This is a genomic window from Streptomyces sp. NPDC022552 (genome assembly GCF_055561875.1).
On record NZ_JBVHGJ010000008.1, the window covers coordinates 267,090 to 290,060 of the forward strand.

At 72.8% G+C, this 22,971-nt stretch carries 21 protein-coding genes; 14 read left to right on the plus strand and 7 right to left on the minus strand.

The features are described 5' to 3' along the window. Positions 1-16: 16 nt before the first annotated feature. The 8 genes from ligD to ACZ3OF_RS22470 all read left to right on the plus strand — a co-directional run bounded on the left by ligD (position 17) and on the right by ACZ3OF_RS22470 (position 9,516). Positions 17-901, plus strand: coding sequence for a non-homologous end-joining DNA ligase (ligD, locus tag ACZ3OF_RS22435; RefSeq protein WP_467306402.1), 885 nt, complete (start codon positions 17-19; stop codon positions 899-901). Further along, positions 898-1,812, plus strand: a complete 915-nt coding sequence (locus ACZ3OF_RS22440; RefSeq protein ID WP_361672586.1) for an ATP-dependent DNA ligase — start codon at positions 898-900, stop codon at positions 1,810-1,812. The genes ligD and ACZ3OF_RS22440 overlap by 4 nt, the downstream gene beginning before the upstream one ends. 239 nt (positions 1,813-2,051) lie before the next feature. Then, entirely contained in the window at positions 2,052-4,163 is a 2,112-nt protein-coding gene (locus ACZ3OF_RS22445; protein WP_361672588.1) for a HEAT repeat domain-containing protein, read from the plus strand. A 152-nt stretch (positions 4,164-4,315) separates the two neighbouring features. Continuing rightward, entirely contained in the window at positions 4,316-4,528 is a 213-nt protein-coding gene (locus tag ACZ3OF_RS22450; RefSeq protein WP_361672590.1) for a sortase domain-containing protein, read from the plus strand. Positions 4,529-4,560: 32 nt separating this feature from the next. After that, positions 4,561-5,349 carry a hypothetical protein gene (locus ACZ3OF_RS22455; protein ID WP_361672592.1) on the plus strand — a complete coding sequence of 263 codons (789 nt, stop codon included), beginning with the start codon at positions 4,561-4,563 and terminating at the stop codon, positions 5,347-5,349. Further along, positions 5,346-6,614: an ATP-binding protein gene (locus ACZ3OF_RS22460; RefSeq protein WP_467306405.1), complete on the plus strand. Its 1,269-nt coding sequence runs from the start codon at positions 5,346-5,348 to the stop codon at positions 6,612-6,614. Before ACZ3OF_RS22455 ends, ACZ3OF_RS22460 begins: the two co-directional genes overlap by 4 nt. Positions 6,615-6,670: 56 nt before the next feature. Further along, on the plus strand, positions 6,671-8,050 hold the full coding sequence (locus tag ACZ3OF_RS22465) for an FtsW/RodA/SpoVE family cell cycle protein (RefSeq protein WP_361672597.1): 1,380 nt from the start codon (positions 6,671-6,673) through the stop codon (positions 8,048-8,050). After that, positions 8,047-9,516, plus strand: a complete 1,470-nt coding sequence (locus ACZ3OF_RS22470) for a penicillin-binding transpeptidase domain-containing protein (RefSeq protein WP_467306407.1) — start codon at positions 8,047-8,049, stop codon at positions 9,514-9,516. Before ACZ3OF_RS22465 ends, ACZ3OF_RS22470 begins: the two co-directional genes overlap by 4 nt. Here ACZ3OF_RS22470 and ACZ3OF_RS22475 read toward each other — a convergent pair. Continuing rightward, positions 9,513-10,367: a proline-rich domain-containing protein gene (locus ACZ3OF_RS22475; RefSeq protein WP_361672603.1), complete on the minus strand. Its 855-nt coding sequence runs from the start codon at positions 10,365-10,367 to the stop codon at positions 9,513-9,515. The genes ACZ3OF_RS22470 and ACZ3OF_RS22475 overlap by 4 nt on opposite strands. 57 nt (positions 10,368-10,424) lie before the next feature. Further along, positions 10,425-11,534 carry a ferritin-like domain-containing protein gene (locus ACZ3OF_RS22480; protein WP_467306410.1) on the minus strand — a complete coding sequence of 370 codons (1,110 nt, stop codon included), beginning with the start codon at positions 11,532-11,534 and terminating at the stop codon, positions 10,425-10,427. Between the two features lie 176 nt (positions 11,535-11,710). Here ACZ3OF_RS22480 and ACZ3OF_RS22485 point away from each other — a divergent pair, with 176 nt between their 5' ends. The 6 genes from ACZ3OF_RS22485 to ACZ3OF_RS22510 all read left to right on the plus strand — a co-directional run bounded on the left by ACZ3OF_RS22485 (position 11,711) and on the right by ACZ3OF_RS22510 (position 16,821). Further along, positions 11,711-12,646: an AurF N-oxygenase family protein gene (locus ACZ3OF_RS22485; protein WP_361672608.1), complete on the plus strand. Its 936-nt coding sequence runs from the start codon at positions 11,711-11,713 to the stop codon at positions 12,644-12,646. A gap of 163 nt (positions 12,647-12,809) precedes the next feature. After that, positions 12,810-13,532 carry a TetR/AcrR family transcriptional regulator gene (locus ACZ3OF_RS22490; protein ID WP_361672610.1) on the plus strand — a complete coding sequence of 241 codons (723 nt, stop codon included), beginning with the start codon at positions 12,810-12,812 and terminating at the stop codon, positions 13,530-13,532. Between the two features lie 10 nt (positions 13,533-13,542). Next, positions 13,543-13,812 (plus strand): hypothetical protein, encoded by a 270-nt coding sequence (locus ACZ3OF_RS22495; protein WP_361434764.1) that lies wholly within the window; start codon positions 13,543-13,545, stop codon positions 13,810-13,812. Between the two features lie 77 nt (positions 13,813-13,889). Next, positions 13,890-15,170 carry a C40 family peptidase gene (locus ACZ3OF_RS22500; protein WP_361672612.1) on the plus strand — a complete coding sequence of 427 codons (1,281 nt, stop codon included), beginning with the start codon at positions 13,890-13,892 and terminating at the stop codon, positions 15,168-15,170. A 112-nt stretch (positions 15,171-15,282) separates the two neighbouring features. Then, positions 15,283-15,951, plus strand: coding sequence for a histone deacetylase (locus ACZ3OF_RS22505; protein ID WP_361672614.1), 669 nt, complete (start codon positions 15,283-15,285; stop codon positions 15,949-15,951). A 399-nt stretch (positions 15,952-16,350) separates the two neighbouring features. Next, positions 16,351-16,821: a lamin tail domain-containing protein gene (locus tag ACZ3OF_RS22510; RefSeq protein ID WP_361672616.1), complete on the plus strand. Its 471-nt coding sequence runs from the start codon at positions 16,351-16,353 to the stop codon at positions 16,819-16,821. A 128-nt stretch (positions 16,822-16,949) separates the two neighbouring features. Here ACZ3OF_RS22510 and ACZ3OF_RS22515 read toward each other — a convergent pair whose 3' ends face one another. Genes ACZ3OF_RS22515 through ACZ3OF_RS22535 form a run of 5 tightly spaced genes read right to left on the minus strand, consistent with a single transcriptional unit; the run spans position 16,950 to position 22,712 of the window. Continuing rightward, positions 16,950-18,185 (minus strand): styrene monooxygenase/indole monooxygenase family protein, encoded by a 1,236-nt coding sequence (locus ACZ3OF_RS22515; RefSeq protein WP_361672619.1) that lies wholly within the window; start codon positions 18,183-18,185, stop codon positions 16,950-16,952. A 28-nt stretch (positions 18,186-18,213) separates the two neighbouring features. Continuing rightward, a complete protein-coding gene (locus tag ACZ3OF_RS22520) occupies positions 18,214-18,879 on the minus strand; it encodes a GTP-binding protein (protein WP_361672620.1) in 666 nt (221 codons plus the stop codon). Then, positions 18,860-19,282 carry a DUF742 domain-containing protein gene (locus tag ACZ3OF_RS22525; RefSeq protein ID WP_361436656.1) on the minus strand — a complete coding sequence of 141 codons (423 nt, stop codon included), beginning with the start codon at positions 19,280-19,282 and terminating at the stop codon, positions 18,860-18,862. The genes ACZ3OF_RS22520 and ACZ3OF_RS22525 overlap by 20 nt, the downstream gene beginning before the upstream one ends. Then, a complete protein-coding gene (locus ACZ3OF_RS22530) occupies positions 19,279-19,761 on the minus strand; it encodes a roadblock/LC7 domain-containing protein (RefSeq protein ID WP_361436653.1) in 483 nt (160 codons plus the stop codon). The genes ACZ3OF_RS22525 and ACZ3OF_RS22530 overlap by 4 nt, the downstream gene beginning before the upstream one ends. Further along, a complete protein-coding gene (locus ACZ3OF_RS22535; protein WP_467306416.1) occupies positions 19,758-22,712 on the minus strand; it encodes a sensor histidine kinase in 2,955 nt (984 codons plus the stop codon). The genes ACZ3OF_RS22530 and ACZ3OF_RS22535 overlap by 4 nt, the downstream gene beginning before the upstream one ends. Positions 22,713-22,971 lie beyond the last annotated feature (259 nt).

Consider the following 22,971-nt stretch of genomic DNA (forward strand, 5'->3'; position numbering starts at 1 on the left):
GTGGGATTCTCATCGTATGACGCCGATCACGGAGGTGGAGGGGCGGCGCCTCCCGCTCAGCAACCTGGAGAAGGTCCTCCACCCCTCCACCGGCACCACCAAGGGCGAGCTGCTGCACTACTACGCCACCGTCGGCACCGCACTCCTCCCGCATCTGCGCGACCGCCCGGTGTCCTTCCTGCGCTATCCGGACGGCCCCGACGGGCAGCTCTTCTTCACCAAGAACCCGCCGCCCGGCACACCCGCCTGGGTGAAGACCACCCCGGTCCCCCGCTCCGACGACCCGCGCGCACGGCAGGTCATGATCCAGGACCTCGCCTCCCTGATGTGGGCGGCCAACCTGGTCGTGGAGTTCCACACCCCCCAGTGGCGGGCCGGCTCGCAGGCCGTCGCCGACCGCCTCGTCCTCGACCTCGACCCCGGGCCGCCCGCCACCGTCGTGGAGTGCTGCCGGGTGGCCCTCTGGCTGCGCGAGCGGCTGGCGGCGGACGGCCTGGAGGCCTTCGCCAAGACCTCGGGCGCCAAGGGCCTGCACCTGCTCGTACCGCTGGAGCCGACCCCGTCCGACCGGGTCTCGGCGTACGCGAAGCAGCTGGCCGTCCAGGCGGAGGCGGACCACCCGGCGCTCGTCGTCCACCGGATGACGCGGTCCCTCCGCCCGGGGAAGGTCTTCGTCGACTTCAGCCAGAACGCGGCCGCCAAGACCACCGCGACCCCCTACACCCTGCGCGCACGCCCCCGGCCCACCGTCTCCGCCCCGGTGACCTGGGAGGAGGTCGAGGCGTGCGACGCGCCCGAGCGGCTCGTCCTTCTGATGGACGACATCGCGCCACGTCTGGAGCGGTACGGGGACCTCCTCGGGCCGCTCTTCGACCCGGACCGGGCCGGAGCCCTGCCATGACGACCGCCCCCGCGGCACCCGGGGAGGGCCCCGTCCTGCGGCCCCCGGTCGACGTCATGCGCCCGCGTCCGGCCGACGGGATCCCGGCGCAGGGCAGCACGCCCGGGGGACTGCAGTACACCCTCAAGCTCGACGGTTTCCGCGCCCTCGCCTTCGTCCTCGAGGGCCGCAGGGTCTTCCTGCAGTCGCGCTCGCACCGGGACCTCTCTCCGGAGTTTCCCGAGATCGCGGCACATCTGGGCGCCCATCTGCCGGCCGGGGTCGTCCTGGACGGGGAGCTGTGCGCGTACCGCGAAGGGCGGCTGAGCTTCACCGATCTGCTCCGCTCGCACACCGACCGCAGACAGGCCGGCGTGCCGGTCTCGTACATCGCCTTCGACATCCTCGCCCTCCCGGGCCGGGACGTCCGGGCGCTTCCGCTCATCGAGCGCTGGAAGCTGCTGGGCGTCGCGCTGCGGGACATCGGACCGCCCGTGCAGCCCGTGCTCGCGACGCTGGACGAGGAGACCGCGCGGGGGTGGTTCCGCGATCTGCGGGCGGTGGGCGTCGAGGGGATCGTGGCGAAGGCGCTGCGCTCGCCCTACCGGGCGGGCGAGACATGGGCCTGGCGGAAGGTGCGGCACGCGGACACGCTCGACGGCACGCTCCTCGGCCTGGTCGGACCGGTGGACCGGCCGCGGGCGCTGCTCGTCCGCCTCCCCGACGACCGTACGGTGACGACCTCGCCGAAGCTGACTCCGGCGCAGGCCCGCGAGGTCGGCGCGCTGGCAGCGGGGCGGCTCGGGGCTCCGGTGGACGATCCCGAGCACGGTCCGGTGACCCCGCTCGCCGACCCGCTGCCCGTCGAGCTGCGCCGGCAGGCCGGGCGGCACGAGACGGCCCGCTTCCTCCGCGTACGGTCCGACGGATAGGCCGCGGCGAGGGCGACGCGCGCGCCGGTCCCCGCCTCCGTGCGCCCGTTTCCGCGCGCCCTCCGTGCGCCACTCTCCGTACCGGCGCGCGCAACTCCGCGTAGCGCTCCCGCAGATGGCGCAAAGCGAGCGGCTCGCGGGCCCTTCGGGGACCGCGTCCGGTCAGCGGGTCCTTGTTCCCTGTGTGGTGGTGCACACTTGCTGCCTGGTACAGCGCTCACGGGGAAGGCGGCGGCCGCATGCTGACGGGGATCGAGGAGGTCGACTGGGCCTCGCTGGGGCATGCCTACGGACCAGCCGACGATGTACCGGGGATGCTGCGCGGACTCGCCTCGCCCGACCCCGGTGAGCGGGAGCTCGCCCTCGACGGGATGTACGGCGCGGTGCACCACCAGGGGGACGTGTACGACTCGACGCTCGCCTGCATCCCCTTCCTGCTCGAACTCGTCGCCGATCCCGAGGTCCAGGACCGGGGCGGCATCGTCGAGTTGCTGACCAGCATCGGCGGGATCGATCTGAGCGGCGAGGAGGAGCTCGACGAACTCGACCCGGACGACGAGGACTTCATCCCCGCGGCGAACTACGCGATGGCCGCCGCCGCGGTCGCCGCGGGCGCCGACGTCTTCCTCGGGCTCGTCGGCGACCCGGACCCCGAGGTGCGGCTCGCCGCCCCCTGCGCGCTCGCCTCGCTGCACCCGGACCCGGCCCGGGTCCTGACCCTGCTGCGGGAGCGGCTGACGGTCGAGCGCGACACGGAGGTGCGGCTCGCGCTGGTGGAGGCCGTCGGGCGGATCGCGCGGCGGCACGAGTCACTGCGGGACGAGACCGTCGACTGGCTCGGCTGGCTCACCCGCGCGGCCCAGGCGCCCGGCCTGCGGCTGGCGGCGCTCGCGCAGCTGGCCCGGTGCGCGCCGGGCGAGGTCCCGGACGACGTGGTGGAGCGGGTGACGCGACTGCTCGACGAGGTGCGGACCGCGCCGCCCGAGCCGGCCGCCCCGGAGAGCACCCGGCCGTCCACGCCCACCCTCGTCGGGCAGGTCCGCGAGCTCTTCGAGGAGCGTTCCGCAGGCCGCCCGACCCCGTGGACCGACGAGCTGATGCGCACCCTGCACACCGCGCTCGACGACCGTGTCGAGGACCGGATCGCGCTGATCCTCGCCCAGCTGCGCAGCCCGGACCGGTGCCAGCGCGCGGACGCGATCTGGCTGAGCGGCGGTCTGATACGGGTCTGGCGCGGGGGGTACGAGGAGGTGGTGCGGCTGATCGGGACGCAGCTCGCCGACCCCGACCCGCGGCTGCGCGAGGCCGCCACCTCGTTCCTCGAGGGGCTCTTCGAGCTCACCGGCCCCGCGACCGACGCCCTCGCGGCCCGGCTCACCGCCCGCCCCGGACGGCCCGAGCGGCCCGAGTGGGAGGAGTGGGCCGAGCCGGAGTGCCCGTCCGGGGCGGCGGACGTGCGCGGCAGAGCGCTGCTCGCCCTCGCCCGCTCCGGTGACGCCCGGGCCGTACCGCTGCTCGCCCGTGCCCTGGTCGAGCCGGAGGTACGGCGCGACCTGCTGTACGCCGTGCCCACGCTGGGGCCGGCCGCCGCGCCGCTCGCGCCGCTGCTGCGCCGCCGCCTTGCCCGCGTCGACCTGGACGACCGGCTGTACGAGCACGCGGCGCCGCTGCTGCACGCGCTGGCCTCGGTCCGGGGCGTGCAGGCGATGCCCGAGGTGTTGCGGGTGCTGCGCGGGGCGCCGTCGAACCGGCGGGACTGGGTGCAGGAGGCGGCGCTGCGGACGCTGGCCGCGTTCGGGCCCCCGGCGCGGGAGGCGATCCCGGACGCGCGGGCCCTGCTGGAGAGCGAGTCGGCGGCGGTCTCCGCGCAGGCGGCGCTCACGCTCTGGTCGATGGAGGGTGTGCGCGAGGCCGTGCTGCCGACCCTGACGGCCTGGCTCGGCCCGGACGCGCCCGCTCCGGACCGGTGCGCGGCGGCCAGAGCCCTGGGGGCGATCGGCCCGGCGGCGGCGAGCAGCGCGCCCGCCCTGCTCCCCGGGCTCGCCGCCCGGGACCTGTGGGTACGGGTGCGCAGCGCGGCGGCTCTGTGGCGGGTGTCCGGGGACGCGGGGTCGGCGCTGCCGGTGCTGCTCGCGGCCTGGGAGGAGAACCGGCACGCGCGCGTGGACATCGCGGAGTGTCTGGCGGAGATGGGGCCGGAGGCGGTGGAGGCGCGATGGGTGATCCGTACGGAACTGCTCCGGGTGCGCCGGCACAACGTGCGCGAGAGCGGCTACAGCAGCCACGACGTCCACGAGGACGAGAAGCTGCTGACGTTCTGCCGCGCCGCGCTCGATCGGATGGAGCGCTAGGAAACCGGGGCCGTGACGGCTTCGTCGTGGCACCTACGGGTCACTGTTACATAGCCGCAACAGCGGACATTTACCTTCGAATCGATCGGCGTCGGCGCCTCGGGCGCAGTCGGTCGAGCAGGCGGGACGGGCAGGCCGGACGCGCCTGCGAGGTGCGGACCGGGGACCCGATCGAGGCGGACCGGGCGGACGGCTCCACGGCCGGCTTCGAGGTCCGGGCGATCCAGCCGGTCGACAAAAAGGACTTCCCTACGAATAAGGTCTACGGGAAGACCGACCGTCCCGAGCTGTGGCTGATCACCTGTGGCGCCCGATCGGGGACGGTCACCGCGGTGACGACATCATCCTCTTCGCCTACCCGGTGAAGCAGCGAACCCTTCAGCCCCCGAGGAGCAGAGTGAGACCGCGCGGACGGCCGCTCGTCGCCGCCGTGGCCCTGGCCGCGGCGGCGCCGCTCGTGCTCTCCGGCTGCGGCGCGGAGGGCGAGCTCAAGAGTGCGGGCGCCACCCCCACGGCCGTCGGACCCGTCCGCCTCTGGCCCGAGCTGCCACCCGCGACCGCGCCGCCGCTCGACTACGGCGAGACCGACACCGAGTCCGTCCCCGGCATCGAGGTCCCCGACAACGACGTCCACCGGGTGGACGCCGTCGCCGTGGTCCGCGCCGAGGTGAACGCCCACCCGGACACGTACTCCGGCGCCGACGGCATGTACCAGGAGACGGCGCGGCAGATCGGCCGGTGCGCGGCGGAGCCCGCGAAATGCCCGGTCATGAAGCCGTACTACCGCGATCTGACCGGCAACGGCCGTGACGAGCTGATCGTCGGCATCCGGATGCCCGAGCAGCAGGTGGGCGTGCGGGTGTACCTCGCCGAGAACGGCGGGCTCACCCGGATCATGTCCACCGTCGACCAGGTGATCAGCGTGGAGCTGGCGGGCCGGGACCTGATCGTGCGGGCCGCCTCGGCCGGCATCCCGGGGTACGAGTACCGCACGGCCTGGTCCTGGGACGAGCAGCAGGGCGCGATGCTGCCGGCCCGGGACGAGATCGTCCGCGTCAAGCCGCCCGGCCCGTCCGCCTCGCCGGCCCCCGAGCCCCGGCTCGTCGAGCCGACGCCCACGCCCGGACCGACCAGCTCCTCCCCCGCGCCCTCCGACACCGACGACGTCTTCGGAGAGGTCCCGTGACCGCGCGCAGGCGGCCCCGCCTGCCCGCCTGGACCGCGACGCTGACCTGGAAGTCGGCGGTCTTCATCACCGTCATGTGCTGCGCCCTGGCGGCGCTGCTCGGCGCTCTCGTCCATGTGTCCGTGTCCGGGCAGACCGAGGACGACTTCCGCGAGCGGGCCCTGACCCGGCTGACCACGGCCTCCCGCGCGTACGAGGCGGGCGACCCGCTCCCCCGGGCCACCGGGATCGACCCCGAGGGCCTGCCCGACGAGCTGCGCGCACTCGCCCTGACGGGGCGGCGCGGCACGATGGTCGGGGAGTACGAGGACCGGCCGACGATGTGGGCGGCGGGGCCGGCCGACGGCCGCGCCCTCGCCGTCCGGGTGGACTACTCCACGGGCTCGGAGATCATCGACGGCCTCGACCGGTCGATCCTGGGCTCCTCGGTCCTGGCGATCGGGGCGACGCTGCTGGTGGGCGCGTTCGCGGTCACCCGGGTCACTCGGCGGCTGCACCTGACGGCCCAGGTGGCCCGGCGGATCAGCGCGGGCGATCTCGACGCGCGCGTCGACGACCCCCGTACGAAGGACCCAGGACGCCCGCAGGACGAGGTGGCCACGGTCTCCGGGGCGCTCGACACGATGGCCTCCTCGCTCCAGCACAAGCTCCAGACCGAGCAGCGCTTCACGGCGGACGTGGCGCACGAGCTGCGCACCCCGCTGACCGGGCTGTCGGCCGCCGCCGAACTGCTGCCGGAGGGGCGGCCGTCGGAGCTCGTACGGGACCGGGTGAAGGCGATGCGCGGGCTGACCGAGGATCTGCTGGAGATCTCTCGGCTCGACGCCCGTAACGAGACCGTCGATCTGGCGATGCACGATCTCGGGCCGCTCGCGCGCGGGGTGGTGCGGGCGTCCGGGACCGGGACGGAGGTACGGGTGCTGCGGGACGCGACGGTCGAGACGGACCGGCGGCGTCTGGAGCGGGTGCTCGGCAATCTCGTCGCCAACGCGCACCGGCACGGCGCCCCGCCGGTCGTCCTGACCGTGGACGGCGCCGTCGTCACGGTGCGGGACCACGGCGCCGGGTACCCGGAGTACCTGCTGGCGTCCGGGCCGCAGCGGTTCCGTACCGAGAGCGGCGGCAAGGGGCACGGCCTCGGGCTCACGATCGCGGTCGGCCAGGCCGAAGTGATCGGCGCGGAGCTGGTCTTCGGCAACGCGCCGGACGGCGGTGCCGAGGCGCGGCTGACGCTGCCGGAGTACGTGCGGTTCACCGGCCCCTGACGGCACACCGTCACACATAAGGGATATAAGCCATATCGCTTGCTACGTTGCGGACCATGACCGCAACGACGGCGGACGCTCCCCCGCCCGGGCTACGCATCCCGAAGCGCCGCGGCGTGGAACTCTCCCTCCTCGTCTGCGCCGTCCTCATCTCCGTCCTCGGCTACGCGGGCGTCGGCCTGGCCAGGAACGGCGCCGTCCCGCCGGACGCCCTCCGCTACGGCGCCGGTCTCGGCGCGCTCGCGCTCCTCGCCCATCTCGCCGTACGGTTCCGCGCGCCGTACGCGGATCCGCTGCTGCTGCCCATCGGCGTGCTCCTCAACGGCCTCGGCCTGGTGCTGATCTACCGGCTCGACCTGGAGACGCCGAAGGACCAGGCGGCCTTCACCCAGCTGGTCTGGTCGGCGCTCGGGGTGGCGCTCTTCGCCGCCGTCGTCGTGCTGCTGCGCGACCACCGGGTGCTGCAGCGGTACGCGTACCTGTCGATGGCCAGCGCCCTGTTCCTGATGCTCGTGCCGATCCTCTTCCCGGCGGTGAACGGGGCCAAGATCTGGATCCGGATCGGCGGACTCTCCTTCCAGCCGGGCGAGTTCGCCAAGATCCTGCTCGCGGTCTTCTTCGCCGCCTACCTGGCCGCCAACCGCAACGCGCTGGCGTACACCGGCCGCAGGGTCTGGCGGCTCCAGCTCCCCACCGGCCGGGTGCTCGGGCCGATCGTGGCGATCTGGGTGCTGAGCGTGGGCGTCCTGGTCCTGGAGCGGGACCTCGGCACCTCGCTGCTCTTCTTCGGACTCTTCGTGATCATGCTGTACGTCGCGACGGGCCGGACCGGCTGGATCGCGGTCGGGCTGCTCCTGGCGGGCGTCGGGGCGTTCGCGGTCGGCTCGCTCGAACCCCATGTCCACAGCCGCGTAGAGGACTGGCTGAACCCCTACGCCTCCATCGAGGCGGGTGACGGGCCGAGCCAGCTCGCGCAGTCGCTGTTCTCCTTCGCCGCGGGCGGGATGCTCGGCACCGGGCTCGGCCTCGGACACTCCATCCTCATCGGCTTCGCCGCCAAGTCCGACTTCATCCTGGCGACGGCGGGCGAGGAGCTCGGACTGGTCGGTCTCACCGCCCTGTTCCTGCTGTACGCGCTGCTCGTCGCGCGCGGGTACCGGGCGGGTCTCGCCCTGCGCGACCCGTTCGGGCGGCTGCTCGCGATCGGCCTCGCCTCGATCCTGGCGCTCCAGGTCTTCGTCATCGCCGGCGGGGTGATGGGCCTGATCCCGCTGACCGGCATGGCGATGCCGTTCCTGGCGCAGGGCGGCTCGTCCGTCGTCACCAACTGGATCATCGTGGCGCTGCTGATCCGGGTCAGCGACTCGGCCCGCGCACCGCTTCCCGACACGGTCGAACCCGGCGCCATCGCGCCGGTGGTGGAGGACGCCCGGTGATCCCGTACATCCGGCGGGCGGCCGCGCTCTGCCTGATCCTGCTGGCGGCGCTGCTGGTGAACGCGGCGCGGGTGATGGTCTTCCAGGCGGAGTCGCTGGACGCGAACCCGGCCAACCGGCGGGTGGCGATCACCCGCTGGGGCGAGCCCCGGGGCGAGATCGTGGTCGAGGGACGGCCGGTGACCGGCTCCCGGGACAGCGGCCAGCAGCTGCGCTACGAACGGACCTACAAGCAAGGCCCGTTGTACGCACCGGTGACCGGCTACGCCTCGCAGACGTACGGCACGACACTCGTCGAGCACACCGAGGACGACATCCTCGCCGGTACGAGCGCGCTGCTCGCCCCGCTGCCGTTCTGGAACGACATCAGCCGGGGGCGGCTGCCGGGCGGCGACGTGGTGACGACGGTCCGGGCGTCGATGCAGGAGGCCGCGTACCGGGGGCTCGGCGGGAAACGCGGCGCGGTGGCGGCGATCGAGCCGTCGAGCGGGCGGATCCTGGCGCTGGTCTCCTCCCCCTCGTACGATCCGGCGCTGCTGTCCGGGACGGGGGCCGCGGTCAAGGGGGCCTGGGCCCGGCTGAACACCTCGCCGAACCAGCCGATGCTGAACCGGGCGATCCGGCAGACCTATCCGCCCGGCTCCACGTTCAAGATGGTGACCGCGGCGGCCGCGCTGGACGCGGGCGTGGTGACGGACGTCGACGCGCCGACGGACACCCCGGACCCCTTCGTGCTGCCGGGGACGCGGCAGGTGCTGCCGAACGAGGCGAAGGGGTGCGGGAACGCCTCGCTCGCGTACGCGATCCAGTGGTCGTGCAACACGGTGATGGCGGGGCTCGGGGTGGAGGTGGGGCTCTCCGGGATGGTGGACACGGTGGAGAAGTTCGGCTTCAACGACACGGGCCTGTCGGTCCCGTCCTGGGTCGCGAAGTCCAACTTCGACCGGGAGATGAGCGACGACCAGCTGGCCCTGTCGTCCATCGGCCAGTTCGACACGACGGCCACGCCGCTCCAGATGGCGCTGGTGGCGGCGGCGATCGCCAACAACGGGGAGATCGCCCACCCGTACCTGGTGGAGCGGACGACGACGGCCGGCGGTACGACGGTCGACACGACGGGCCGGCGCAGCTACCGCCAGGCGATGCGCCCCTCGACCGCGAACCAGTTGCAGCGGCTGATGGTCAAGGCGGTCGAGGAGGGCACGGGCACCAACGCGGCGATCCCGGGGGCGACGGTCGGCGGCAAGACCGGCACGGCCCAGCACGGCCTGGGCAACACGGGTACTCCGTACGCCTGGTTCATCGCCTGGGCGCAGGCGGCGGACGCGGCCCAGCCCGCGGTGGCGGTCGCGGTCGTCGTGGAGGACGCGGAGGCCAGGCGTACGGAGATCAGCGGCGGTGGCAGCGCGGCGCCGATCGCCCGGGCCGTGATGGAGGAGGCACTGGCCGCGCGCCCGGGAGGCTAGCCGATCGGCTTGCGGATCTCCGCGCGGATCTTGGCCGTGGTCTCGGCGAGTTCGGCCAGGTCGATGTCCTTCGGGTCGGCGGTCGCCGACTCGGGGGTGACCAGGGCGACGGCGGCGGCGGTGTTGTCGTCGCCCCAGGCGCACATGGGGAGCGTGGTCGCGGCGAGGCCGTCCTTCGACGTGGTGACCTGACAGCTGACGGTCACGCCGTACCCGGCGGGGGTGAACTCCTTGGGCCGGACGACGAGCGTGGAGCCCTTCTCCGTGGCCGCGCCCTTGAGGATGGACGATCGGGTGGAGTCGGCGTTCATGATGCGCCCGTGCATGCCGGAGACGACGAGGGCGGACCCGTCCTTGCCGCTGTACTGCCCGACCGCCGCCTTGGCGTCCTTCACGGTGAGGTCGGGGGTGTCCTCGATCTCCTTGCCCTCGGTCTCGGAGAGGTCGGAGACCAGCGTGTACTCACCGGCGAGGAGCGTCTTGGGGACGACGAGCTTGTGCGTCGCCTCGGGGAAGGAGCCGCTGACACCGGAGAGCGCGGACTTCACCCCGAACCCGAGACCGCCGACCAGGACCAGGGAGCCCAGGACGATGGCGACGATCGCCCCCGCCGAGAGCCCCTTCTTCGGCGGCGGCCCCATGGGCGGCTGCCCCCAGCCCCCGGCGCCCGGCCCCTGGTACTGCGGCGGGACACCCTGTGGAGGGAAGCCCTGCGGGGGAACGCCCTGCGGAGGAACACCCTGCGCGGGGTACCCCTGCGGAGCCCCGAACCCGCCGGGCTGCTGCGGGGGCGGCACGGGCCCGCCGTACGGGTGGTGGGGCGGCTGGCTCGGCGATGGCGGCATGGTCATGCCCGGCACGCTACGGGACGCGTATGAACTCCCGGGGCCCGGGGGCCGCCCCTGCGCCTATCCCTCCGCCGCGCCCTGTGCGATGGCCTCCTCGACCTCCGCCACCCGCTCCCCCTCCTCCTTCGCGAACCGCTCGCGGTCCAGCGCCTCCGCGATCTCCTCGTCCTGGGTCATCAGGAGGTCCAGGTTCGAGTCGCCGAGATCGAAGACGCCCATGTCCAGGTAGGCCTTCTGGAGGCGTTCGCCCCAGAGGCCGATGTCCTTCACGCACGGGACGATCCGGCTGAACAGCAGCTTGCGGAAGAGGTGCAGGAACTCGCTCTGCTCGCTGAGTTCCTCCGCCTCCTTCCTCCCGATGCCGAAGTTCTCCAGGACCTCGACCCCGCGCAGCCGGTCCCGCATCAGATAGCAGCCCTCGATCACGAACTCCTCGCGTTCGCGCAGTTCCGCGTCCGACAGCTGCTTGTAGAAGTCGCGCAGCGCCATCCGGCCGAAGGCGACGTGCCGGGCCTCGTCCTGCATCACGTACGCCAGGATCTGCTTCGGGAGCGGCTTGTCCGTCGTGTCACGGATCATGCCGAACGCGGCCAGCGCCAGGCCCTCGATGAGGACCTGCATGCCGAGGTACGGCATGTCCCAGCGCGCGTCGCGCAGGGTGTCGCCCAGCAGGCCCTGGAGGTTGTCGTTGATCGGGTAGAGCATCCCGATCTTCTCGTGCAGGAAACGTCCGTAGACCTCGGCGTGCCGTGCCTCGTCCATGGTCTGCGTCGCCGAGTAGAACTTGGCGTCGAGGTCGGGGACGGACTCGACGATCCGCGCGGCGCAGATCATCGCGCCCTGCTCGCCGTGGAGGAACTGACTGAACTGCCAGGAGGCGTAGTGCCGTCGCAGCTCGGCCTTGTCCTTCTCGGTCATCTTCGCCCAGTGGCGCGTGCCGTAGAGGGTGAGGACGTCGTCGGGGGTGCCGAGGGGGTCGAACGGGTCGACCTCCAGCTCCCAGTCGATGCGCTTGGAGCCGTCCCACTGCTTGTCCTTGCCCTTCTGGTAGAGGGCGAGAAGGCGTTCGCGGCCGTCGTCGTAATCCCAGCTGAAGCGCGCCGAACCGGTCGCCGGGACCTGCCAGATGGGCTCTTCCGTGGCTTTCGTGTAGAGGTCGTGCGTCGACACTGACGACTCCTTGCTCTCACGTGGACGGGGTCCTCCGGGCAGGCTGACACCTTGATAGACATCGAGTCAACAAGTCGCGCACAGGGGATTGACGCACTTACTGACGAGCAGTCTCATAAAGGCGACCGCCGGTAGCCGGTAACCCGACCGCGAGCACAGCGAGGTGTCTCACCGTCATGACCACCCGTACCGAGCAGGACTTCACTCTCCTCCGGGACGCACTCGGCCCGCTCCGCGACCGGGAACAGGTCGCCGCGCGGCTGCTGGAGTCCTCTCTCAAGCACTCCTTCGACCCCGAGACCGAACTCGACTGGGCCGCACCCCTCGAGGACGGCAAGTGGTTCTGGCCGCCGGAGCTGGTCTCGCTCTACGACACCCCGATGTGGCGGCGGATGTCCGAGGAGCAGCGGATGGACCTCGCCCGGCACGAGGCCGCCTCGCTCGCCTCGCTCGGCATCTGGTTCGAGATCATCCTGATGCAGCTGCTCGTCCGGCACATCTACGACAAGTCCCTCACGAGCGACCATGTCCGCTACGCGCTCACCGAGATCGCCGACGAGTGCCGGCACTCGATGATGTTCGCCCGGATGATCCAGAAGGGCGGCGCGCCCGCCTACCCGGTGCCGCGGATCTACCACAATCTCGCCCGCGTCCTGAAGACCGTCTCGACCACCCCCGGCTCGTTCGCCGCCACCCTCCTCGGCGAGGAGATCCTGGACTGGATGCAGCGGCTGACGTTCCCGGACGAGCGGGTCCAGACGCTGGTACGGGGCGTGACCCGCATCCATGTCGTCGAGGAGGCACGGCATGTGCGCTACGCCCGCGAGGAGCTGCGGCGCCAGATGGTGACCGCGCCGCGCTGGGAGCAGGAGTTCACCCGGCTCAGCTGCGGCGAGGCGGCCCGGGTCTTCTCCACCTGCTTCATCAACCCCCAGGTGTACGACAACGTGGGCCTGGACCGCCGCGAGGCGGTCGCCCAGGTCAGGGCGAGCGGCCACCGCCGGGAGGTCATGCAGTCGGGCGCCCGGCGGCTGACCGACTTCCTCGACGACATCGGGGTGCTGCGGGGGCCGGGGCGGCGGCTGTGGAAGGCCTCGGGGCTGCTGGCGTGAGGGCCGACCCGCACGTGAGCGCCGACTTTTGCGTGAGCGCCGACCCGCACGTGAGCGCCGACTTTCACGGGAGCGCCCGCCCGCGCGTGACTGGCCGCACGCACGGGCCGGCGGCCGTGGGCTCCTCCCCTGCGTGTCACCTCGCGGAGCTACCCTGCGAGGCATGACCAGTGCCGCCTCGCCCGCGTACCGCCGGCTCAGCGTCGAGGAGCGACGGGTGCAGCTCCTCGCCGCCGCCCTGACGCTCTTCGCGCACCGGGCGCCCGACGAGGTCTCCCTCGACGACGTCGCCGAGGCGGCGGGCGTCTCACGGCCGCTCGTCTACCGCTACTTCCCCGGCGGCAAGCAGCAGCTGTACGAGGCGGCCCTGCGCTCCTCCGCCGACGAGCTGGAGCTCTGCTTCGCCGAGCCGCCGGTCGGCCCGCCGACCGAGCGGCTCGCCCGGGTCCTCGACCGCTATCTGGCCTTCGTCGACGAGCACGACGCCGGGTTCAGCGCCCTCCTCCAGGGCGGCAGCGTCGCCGAGACCTCCCGGACCACGGCGATCGTCGACGAGGTGCGGCGCGCCGCGGCGGAGCAGATCCTCGTCCACCTGGGAGTGGACCGGCCCGGCCCACGGCTGCGGATGATGGTCCGCACCTGGATCGCCGCGGTGGAGGCGGCCTCGCTGATCTGGCTCGACGAGGAGAAGCAGCCGCCGGCCCGGGAGCTGCGGGACTGGCTGGTCGACCATCTGGTCGCCCTGCTCGCGGCCACGGCGGCGAGCGACGAGGAGACGGGGTCGGTCGTCTCCCTGCTCCTCGCGCAGGAGACGGCCGGGGGCCCGGTCGGCGCGCTGGCGCGGCGGGTGACCCCCGTGGTGAGCGCGGCGGCACACCTCATATGAGACTGGTCCCGTGAGAAGCGAGAACACCCCTTTCCGCGGCGGTCCCCTGGACGGCCGGGTCCTGCCCGTCCTCGTCGGACACACGGGGCACCCACCGAAGTGGTACGAGGTGCCCGTACCCGACGCGGACGGCGGCCCCCCGACGGTCCACGCCTACCGCCGCGAACCGGCCGGGCACACCAAGCGGCTCGGGATCCAGCGCGGCTGGGTCTACGAGTACGTCCCCGAGGGCCGCGAGCGGCAGCAGCTGAAGTGGCCGTGGTCCAAGCCGAACGGGTGAGCCGATTGGGCCGATTCGCCCCTTTGTGAGTTCATCGGACCACTCCGTCCCTCCATCATCACGGTGGAGGTGATGACGTGTCAGGAAGGCTGCTGCGCACGGTCTGCACGGGGGTGCTCGCCGCGACGACGGCGCTGGCGGGGGTCCCGGTGGCCACGGCGGACGACCCGGCGGACGCGGGGGTGGAGACGCCGGTGGAGACACCGGCGAACGTACCGGGCGAGGAGGCGGCCGATTCCGACGGCGCCGAGGCCCCCACCGCCACCACCGATCCCGCCGACGGCACGCCCCTCGACGACGCCGCCGAACTCCCGCCCTCCGGGGGTGACTCCGTCGCGGCGCTCCTCGGACGGCTGCAGACCCTCTACCGCCAGGCCGAGCAGGCCACCGAGGCCTTCAACGCCACCGACGAGGCGCTACGCCTCCAGACCGCCGACACCAAGAAGGTCACCGGGGCCCTCACCGAGGCCCGCGAGCGTCTCGCCCAGGGGCGGAACGCGGCCGGGCGGCTGGCCAGGGAGCAGTACCAGGGGCGGGCCACGACCTCGGCCTTCTCCTCGTACCTGCGGCTGCTGCTCGCCGACGACCCCCAGCACGCCCTGGACCAGGGTCATCTGATGGCCCGCGCGGCCCGCGACCGGGCGACCACCGTGGCCCGGCTCACCCGGGCCGAGAAGGAGGCCGACCAGCTCGCGAGCACCTCCCGCAAGGCCCTGGACCGGCAGCAGACGCTCACCGCGCGGCGGCTGAAGCAGCGCGACGACGTCCGGAAGCGGCTCGCGGACGTCCAGAGGCTGCTCGCCTCGCTCCCCGCCGAGCAGCTCACCCGGCTGACCGAGCTGGAGCGGACGCAGACGGCGGGGGCGCAGCGCGAACTCCTCGGCTCCGGCGTTCTGGACGGCGCCCGGACGCCGTCGCGGGAGGGCGGCGAGGCCCTGCGGTTCGCGGTGGGGCAGATCGGCAAGCCGTACGTGTGGGGCGCCGAGGGGCCGGAGTCGTACGACTGCTCGGGTCTTACGTCCCAGGCGTGGGCGAGCGCCGGCCGGGAGATCCCGCGCACCAGCCAGGAGCAGTGGCGGACCCTCCCGAGGGTGGAGCTGCGCGAGCTGCGCCCCGGCGATCTGGTGGTCTACTTCCCCGAGGCCACGCATGTGGCGATCTACCTCGGGCACGGCCTGGTCGTCCAGGCCCCCCGCCCGGGCGCCAAGGTCAAGGTGTCCCCCATCGCCGCCAACCCGCTCCTGGGGGCGGTCCGTCCGGACCCGGGCGGCGAGTCCCTGAAGTCGTACACGCCGCCCGAGCTCCCGGCCGGGGCCCGGGACGGCGCGGACGAGGGGCTCGACCGGACGCCCGCCTGAGCGTGTCGGTGGGCACCCGCTGTTCCGACCGGCCCCGAACCGGGTACGGCAAACGGCCTCCGTCCTTCGTGGACGGAGACCGTTGTCCTGTCGGCCCGGTCCAGGAGCACCCATGCCAGCGCCCCGCCATCCCGCACCCCGGCCCACCCGCCCGGAGGCGCCGCCGCCGCACGTCTGGTACGCCTCGTACGGCTCCAACATGCACATCGCGCGGCTGCTCCACTACGTCACCGGGGGCCATCCCCCGGGCTCCGCCCGGACGTACCCCGGCTGCCGGGACCGGACGCCTCCGGCGCGGTCCGTGCCGCTCGTCCTCCCGGGGGCGGTGTACTTCGCCACGGAGTCGGCCGTCTGGACCGGTGGCCGCGGCTTCTACGATCCGGAGGCTCGGGGTCCGGCCTTCGCACGCGCCCATCTGATCACCGCCGGCCAGTTCTCCGACATCGCCGCCCAGGAGATGTACCGGGAGCCGGGGGACGACCTGGACCTGACCGAGGCCCTCACCGAGGGCCGCTCCGCACTCGGGCCGGGACGGTACGAGACGCTCGTATGCCCCGGCGCGCTCGACGGCGTCCCGGTCCTGACGTTCACCGCGCCGTGGCGGATGACCGACGTGGCGCTGCGCAAGCCGTCCGCGCCCTACGTCCAGCACCTGGCGGCCGGGCTGAACGAGTCCGGAGCGTGGCAGCCGGCCGAGATCGCCGCCTACCTGGGCACCTGCCCGGGGGCTGCGGGCCACTGGACGGCCGAGGACGTCCTGGCCCTGATCGACCCCGACTGACGGCGGCCGGCTTCAGCGCGTTCCCGTGTGCGAGTTCCTGGCGACTGTACGAAGAAACGTGCAGAACAGCCGTTACCCAGGCCCGCCACCTGATCGGCCCAAGCGCGTCGGGTGGCGCGACCGGTGGCGCCCCCAAGCCCACAAGGGCTTGCCGTTGATCATTCAACGCATGGGTGCAGCAGACAGTGAATGTCAGGGCCACGCCCGCCGGGGATGTTTGATCGGTACAGGCGACAGTTACAGAAATGTCCGTAATCAGTAACTGGTCCCGGTTGGCGTTCCGATGTGTCGGGCGAGGGCGCAGAGTCTGGGTCCTCGGCCCGCACCGGACCGGGACCCGCACCGCTCTCGCCAGCCTGTTCTGGCTGCTGAGCCACCGTTCTTGAGGAGACATCACACATGTCTGCTTCTTCGACCGCCCGCCGGATCGCCGCCACCGCTCTCGCGGCCGGCGCCATGGTCTCCATCGCCGCCCTGCCGGCCGCCGCCCATGACGACGACCGACACCGTCAGCCGCGGGTCGAGATCAGCCGCGTCCAGGCCGACAGCCCCGGACGCGAGAACCGCACCAACCGGTCGCTGAACGCCGAGTGGGTCGAGATCACCAACAACTCGCGCCACGCGGTGAACCTGGACGGCTGGACCCTGCGCGACAACGACGGCAACCGCTACCGCTTCGACGACTACCGCCTCGCCGGCCGCGCCACCGTCCGCATCCACACCGGCGAGGGCCGCGACACCCGCACCGACCTCTACCAGGACCGCCACGACTACGTCTGGGACAACCACCGCGACAAGGCCACGCTCCGCGACGACCGCGGCCGCACCGTCGACACCGAGTCCTGGGGCCGCCACCACCACCGCCGCTGACCACACGCACCGGTGCCCCGGCTCCCGCACCTCCATGCGGAAGCCGGGGCACCGGCCTGTCGAAGCACCGTGGACGGCCGCTCGAACGGCAGGCCGTGGCGGCGGAGCCGCAGGCCAGAGGAAACGTCTCAGCCCTGAGTCACCGAGGCCAGGTACGCGGACGTCTTCTCCGGGTCGAAGAAGAAGTTCTCGAAGTCCGCCGGGTCGTTGAAGCCGTTCGCGAAGCGGTCGGCCACCGGCGGGAGGGCGCCGGCGGCGCCGATCAGGTTGAGGACGTGCTCCGGCGGTACGCCGAGCATGGCGTTCGTCCACTTGGTGACGTGCTGGGCCGTGTCCCAGTAGCGGTCGAACGTGGCCTGCATCCATTCCTCGTCGAACGGCTTGTCGCCCTGCTCGACGATCGACGCCAGGTAGGCGGCGGCGCACTTGGAGGCCGAGTTCGAGCCCTGGCCGGTGATCGGGTCGTTGGCGACGACGACGTCCGCGACGCCCAGGACCAGACCGCCGCCGGGGAGCCGGCCGATCGGGTTGCGGACGGTCGGGGCGTAGCGGCCCGCGAGGGTGCCGTTGGCGTCGGTCAGCTCGACCTTGGTCGCCCGCGCGTACTCCCAGGGCGTGAACTTCTCCATCAGCTCCAGGGTCAGCGACAGGTGCTCCGCCGGGTCCTTGACGCCCTGGAAGACGTCGAGCGGACCGCCGGGGATGCCCTCCCAGAAGAGGATGTCCGCGCGGCCGGAGGTGGTCAGGGTCGGCATGACGAAGAGCTCGCCGACGCCGGGGACCAGGTTGCACCGCACGGCGTCGAAGTCCGGGTGCTCGGGGCGCGGGCCGAGGCCGTGGACGTACGCGACGGCCAGCGCGCGCTGCGGCTCGCTGTACGGGGAACGGGCGGCGTCCCGGCCGAACATGGAGACCAGCTCGCCCTTGCCCGCGGAGACGAGTACCAGGTCGTACGTACGGGAGAAGAAGTCCAGGTCGGAGACTGCCGCGCCATGGATGACGAGCTGGCCGCCGCGCTGCGCGAAGGTCTCCATCCAGCCGGCCATCTTCACGCGCTGGTCGACGGACTGCGCGTAGCCGTCGAGCTTCCCGACCCAGTCGACGGCCCGGCTCGCGTCCGGGGCGGCGACGGAGACGCCGAGACCCTCGATCCGCGGGGCCTGGGACTCCCAGAAGTTGATGCCGAGGTCGCGCTCGTGCTGGAGCGCGGTGTGGAACATGCACTGCGTGGACATGACCCGGCCGGACCGGATCTCGTCCGCCGTGCGGTTGGACATGAGGGTGACTTCGTACCCCTGCGACTGGAGTCCGAGGGCGAGCTGGAGACCGGACTGACCGGCTCCGACGATGAGTATCTTCCGCATGGCGGGTGTTCCTATCGAATCAATCGGACTATTCAGGGGCGGATTCGAGCGCGTGCGCGACCATCGCGAGCAGCGTTTCGACGACGCTGTACCGCTTGCGGGCGTCCATGATCACGACGGGTACGTGCGGGGGCACGGTGAGCGCCTCCCGGACGTCCTCGGGCTCGAACCGCTCGGTGCCCTCGAAGTGGTTGACGGCGACGATGTACGGCAGCCCGCAGCTCTCGAAGTAGTCGAGCGCGGCGAAGCAGTCGGTCAGCCGGCGGGTGTCGGCGAGCACGATCGCGCCGATCGCTCCGCGCACCAGGTCGTCCCACATGAACCAGAAGCGCTGCTGGCCGGGCGTACCGAAGACGTACAGGACGAGGTCGTCGTCGAGGGTGATCCGGCCGAAGTCCATCGCCACGGTGGTGGTGAGCTTCTCGGGCGTCGCGGAGAGATCGTCGGTCTCCTCGCTGGCCTGCGTCATCAGGGCCTCGGTCTGCAGCGGAGTGATCTCCGAGACGGCCCGGACGAGGGTCGTCTTGCCGACGCCGAACCCGCCCGCGACGACGACCTTGGTCGCGATGGGGGCGCGGGTGTGGTCGAGCTGCCAGTCCTGGGCGCCGTCCTCGGTGCCGACACCGGCGGGTACGGGCTGTGCGGGGATTCCGGCGGACGCCGGGGCAGCGGCTTCAGAGACGGCGGAGTCCACTCAGCACCCTTTCGAGGAGCGCGCGGTCGGGCTGGCCGGTGCCGTGACCGGTCCCGTACACACGGATCTTTCCCTGGTCGGCCAAGTCGCTGAGCAGCACCCGGACGACGCCCAGCGGCATCTTCAGGAGCGCCGAGATCTCCGCGACGGTACGCATCCGTCGGCAGATCTCGACGATGGCCCGCATCTCCGGCATGAGCCCGCGGGCGCCGGGGCCGCCGTCCGTCAGGACCTTCCTCTCCGGCGCGGCCTCGAGCGCCGCGACGAACGTCTCGACGAGCAGGACGTGACCGAAGCGGGTGCGGCCGCCGGTGAGGGAGTACGGGCGTACGCGCGCGGGGCGGCGGCCCTCACCCCGTACCGGGAGCTTGTAGGCGTGATAGACCGACGGCACAGACGTCACTGGGTGCTCTCCATCGATTTGCGCAGCTCGCTGCGGAGTTCGGGGGTGAGTACATGTCCGGCACGGCCGACGAAGAGGGCCATGTGGTACGCCACGACGCTCATGTCGCAGTCCGGTTCGGCGTGCACGCCGAGCAGCGAGCCGTCGCTGATGGACATGACGAAGACGCTGCCCTCGTCCATGGCCACCATCGTCTGCTTGACCCCGCCGCCGTCCATCAGCCGGGCGGCGCCGACGGTGAGGCTGCCGATGCCGGAGACGATCGTGGCGAGGTCGGCGCTCGACCCCCGCGGGCCGGTCGGTCGGTCCTCGGCGGGCGTGGCGTTCTGGACCGCCGGGTCGGACGAGAGCAGGAGGAGTCCGTCGGAGGAGACGACGGCGACCGAGCGGACCCCGGGCACCTCCTCGACGAGGTTGCCCAGCAGCCAGTGCAGATTGCGGGCTTCCCTGCTCAGTCCGAATGTTCCGGTCGCAGTCAACTGCGTGCCTCCTCGACTGTGTCCCCCGTCTTCTCCTCGGTACGCGCGGTGTCCACGGCCGCGTTCTCGGTCTCGGCCCTGGTCTCGGCCCTGGTCTCGGCCTTCGTGCTGTCGGTGCTGGTCTCGGTCCCCGCCCCGATCTCGGCCTCCACGTCCCGGCGGCCCTCCTTGGCCCCCTGGTGGAAGCCGCCGAGCCGGCGGCGCAGGGCCTCGGCGTCCACACCGCCCGTACGAGGGACGGGCGAGGTGTCGGGCTGCTGGACGATCTTCGGCGTTCGCTTGGGAAGACCCTTGTCGGTGACGCGCTGGGCGCCGGCACCGGTCTCCTCGGGAGCGCGCTCGTGGGCCTCGGGCTCCGCGGGCGGGTCGGGCAGGCGGACCTGGAGGGTGGTCTCGGCGACGGTCGGTTCGGCGTCCTCGACCGGCTCGACGGGCTCGGCCGGCACGGCGGACTGGGCCGGCACGGCGGGATCGGCCGGCACGGCGGGATCGACGGACTGGGCGGCCTGCTCCGGAGCCGCCTCGGCAGCCTCCGCGCCCTCCGCGGCCGTCCTCGTCTCCTCCGCCGCCTCGAAGGCGCGCTCCGCGGCCTCCACGAGCGGGTCCCGGGTGCGGGACGGCAGGGTGTTGGAGTTGGCCTCGGCGACCGAGCCCGGGAGGTTCAGCGTGGGGGCCGCGCCCGCGACCGGGACGGTCGGCGGACCCGCGGCCGGCGGGGCCGCCGGGAGGAGCGGGAGCGGCAGGACGACGACCGCCGCGATGCCGCCCTGCTTCTGCTCCCGCAGCTGCACCCGTACGCCGTGACGGGCGGCGAGCAGGGCGGCGACGCGGATGCCGAGCCCCTCCCCCGCTACGTCGGCCGGGTCGGCCTCGGCGAGCCGCGCGTTGAGCTCGGTGAGCCGGGACTCGGTCATGCCGATGCCCTCGTCCTGGACGGAGAGCATGACCTCGCCGGACTCCAGGAGCCAGCCGGAGAGCTGGACCTGGGTGTCGGGCGGCGAGAAGGAGGTGGCGTTCTCCAGGAGTTCGGCGATCAGATGGCTGAGGTCGTCCGCGGCGAATCCGGCGATCTGGGCGTGCGGCGGCAGGGACTGGATGGCGACCCGCTCGTACCGCTCGATCTCGCTGACGGCGGCGCGCAGCACGTCGACGAGCGGGACCGGGCCGGGGTGGCCGTGGACGTGCTCGTGGCCGGCGAGGACGAGGAGGTTCTCGCTGTGGCGGCGCATGACGGTCGCCATGTGGTCGAGCTTGAAGAGGGTTGCGAGCCGTTCCGGGTCCTGCTCGCGCTCCTCCAGCTTCTCGATGACGCCGAGCTGGCGCTCCACCAGGCCGAGGCTGCGCAGCGAGAGGTTGACGAAGGTGTGGTGGACGCTGTGCCGGAGCCGTTCGAGCTCGGCGGTGAGGAGCGCGGTGTGGCCCTGGAGTTCGGCGCGCTGGGCGGCGAGCTCGGCGGTCAGGGCCTCGCGGGACCCGGTGAGGTCGGCGCGCTCGCTGTCGAGCTGGGCGGTGCGCCGGCCGAGGTCGGCCAGCTTGCCCTGGAGCGTGTTGAGGGACCGTACGACCTGGGCGAACTCGTCGTTGCGGCCGGTGAAGCGGACCGGCTCCTCGGTCTCCGGCTCCGGGGCTGCGGCGAGGCGCGCGGCGCCGATGCGCAGGACGGCGAGCGGGCGGGTGAGGCTGCGGGCGACGTAGGTGGAGATGCCGATCGCGACCAGGAGGCAGCCGCCGAGGAAGGCGATGCGTACTTCGAGGGCGGTGACGTCGTCGTCACGGAGCTGGGCGAGGCGCTCCACGCGGGTGGCGGCGAGGGCCGATTCGACGCCGCGCATCTGCTCGACACGGGCGGAGAGCGCGGCCTCCAGCTTCTCCGGGTCGGTCTTGCGCTCGGACTTGGTGAGCTCCGGCTGGTCGGTGAGCCGGGCGAGGAGCCGCTCGGCGTTCTTGACGTCGGGGCCGGTGACCTTGGCGGCGAGGGAGTCGCGTCCGGTGCTTGAGGCTGCCTGGTCGAAGTCGGCGAGGGCGGCCAGTTCACGGACCCGGGCCTGCTGGGCGGCGGCCGTGAGGGCGTTGCGGGTCCGGTCGGCCTCGTCGGCGCCCTCCGCCTTGATGGGGACGTACGTGCCGGTGATCGGGTCGTACGTGACACCGCTCGACTCGGGCTGGGGCACGGCCAGGGCCGCGAGGAGCAGCCCGCGGGTGGCGGAGGCCTGTTCGACGGCGCGGCCGAGGGAGGCGGGCGCCCGGGTGTCCTGGGCGGCGCGGGCCGGGGTCTGCTCGGCGAGCTCGTCGGCGAGGGCCTGGAGCTTGGCGATGACGTCCGTGTACGCCTTGTGGGCCTCCAGGGCGGTGCCCTTGCCGGTGAGCGCGGTACGGCGGATGGAGGGCACGCCCGCGAGGTCACGGCGCAGCTCGGCGGGGGCGGCGGGCCGGATCTCGTCGATCTGACGGTCGACGCGAGTGGACCGCGTGCTGGTGACCTGCCGCTTCTTGTCGCTGTCGCCCTGCTGCTCGTCGCGGCCGGCGGCGACGTACGCGACGACCTCGTCGCGCTCGTCGGCGAGGGAGTGCGCGAGGGTGACGGCCTGGCGGTCGAGCTCGGCGAGGGTGACCAGACTCTGGGAGTCGGTCAGTTCGCCGGAGGCGGTGAGGACCGCGGGGGCGCCTGCGGCGAGGACGGTGACGCCGACGAGGGCGACACCGGCGACGAGGCGGTTACGGACGCGCTTGGGGCGGCCCTTCTTCGCGGGCACGGGGGCTGCGGCGGGCGCCGTGGCGGTCGGCGCGGCGGTGGGGCCCGGGTTCGTCGGTGCGGCGGCGGGGCCCGGGTTCGCCGGTGCGGGTACGGCAGTCGGGCCCGGGGTGCCGCCCGTGTTCAGCGGGTCACCGGGGGCCTGGCTCCGCGTGCCGTTGTTGCTCCGAGGCCGCTTCTTCTGCACCGGTGCTCGCATTCTCGACTCGTCCGCCCATGAAGCAGAGGTGACGACCGGTCACGTGATGGAGCGCCCCCACCCCTGGTACGGCTTCCGACCATTCCAGCGCTTCTGGGAAGGGGACGCGCATCGGCCGCTCGGCCACCCGAACGAGTGAACAACACTCCTGAGTTGGTGAACAACTTCACGCGGAGCCCGCCGCACGTCCGCGCGGTGCGCCGGTTGGATCTTCCGCGCGGGCTTTGGCAGGATGCCCGCCCGCAGCTCCCCGGAGGCT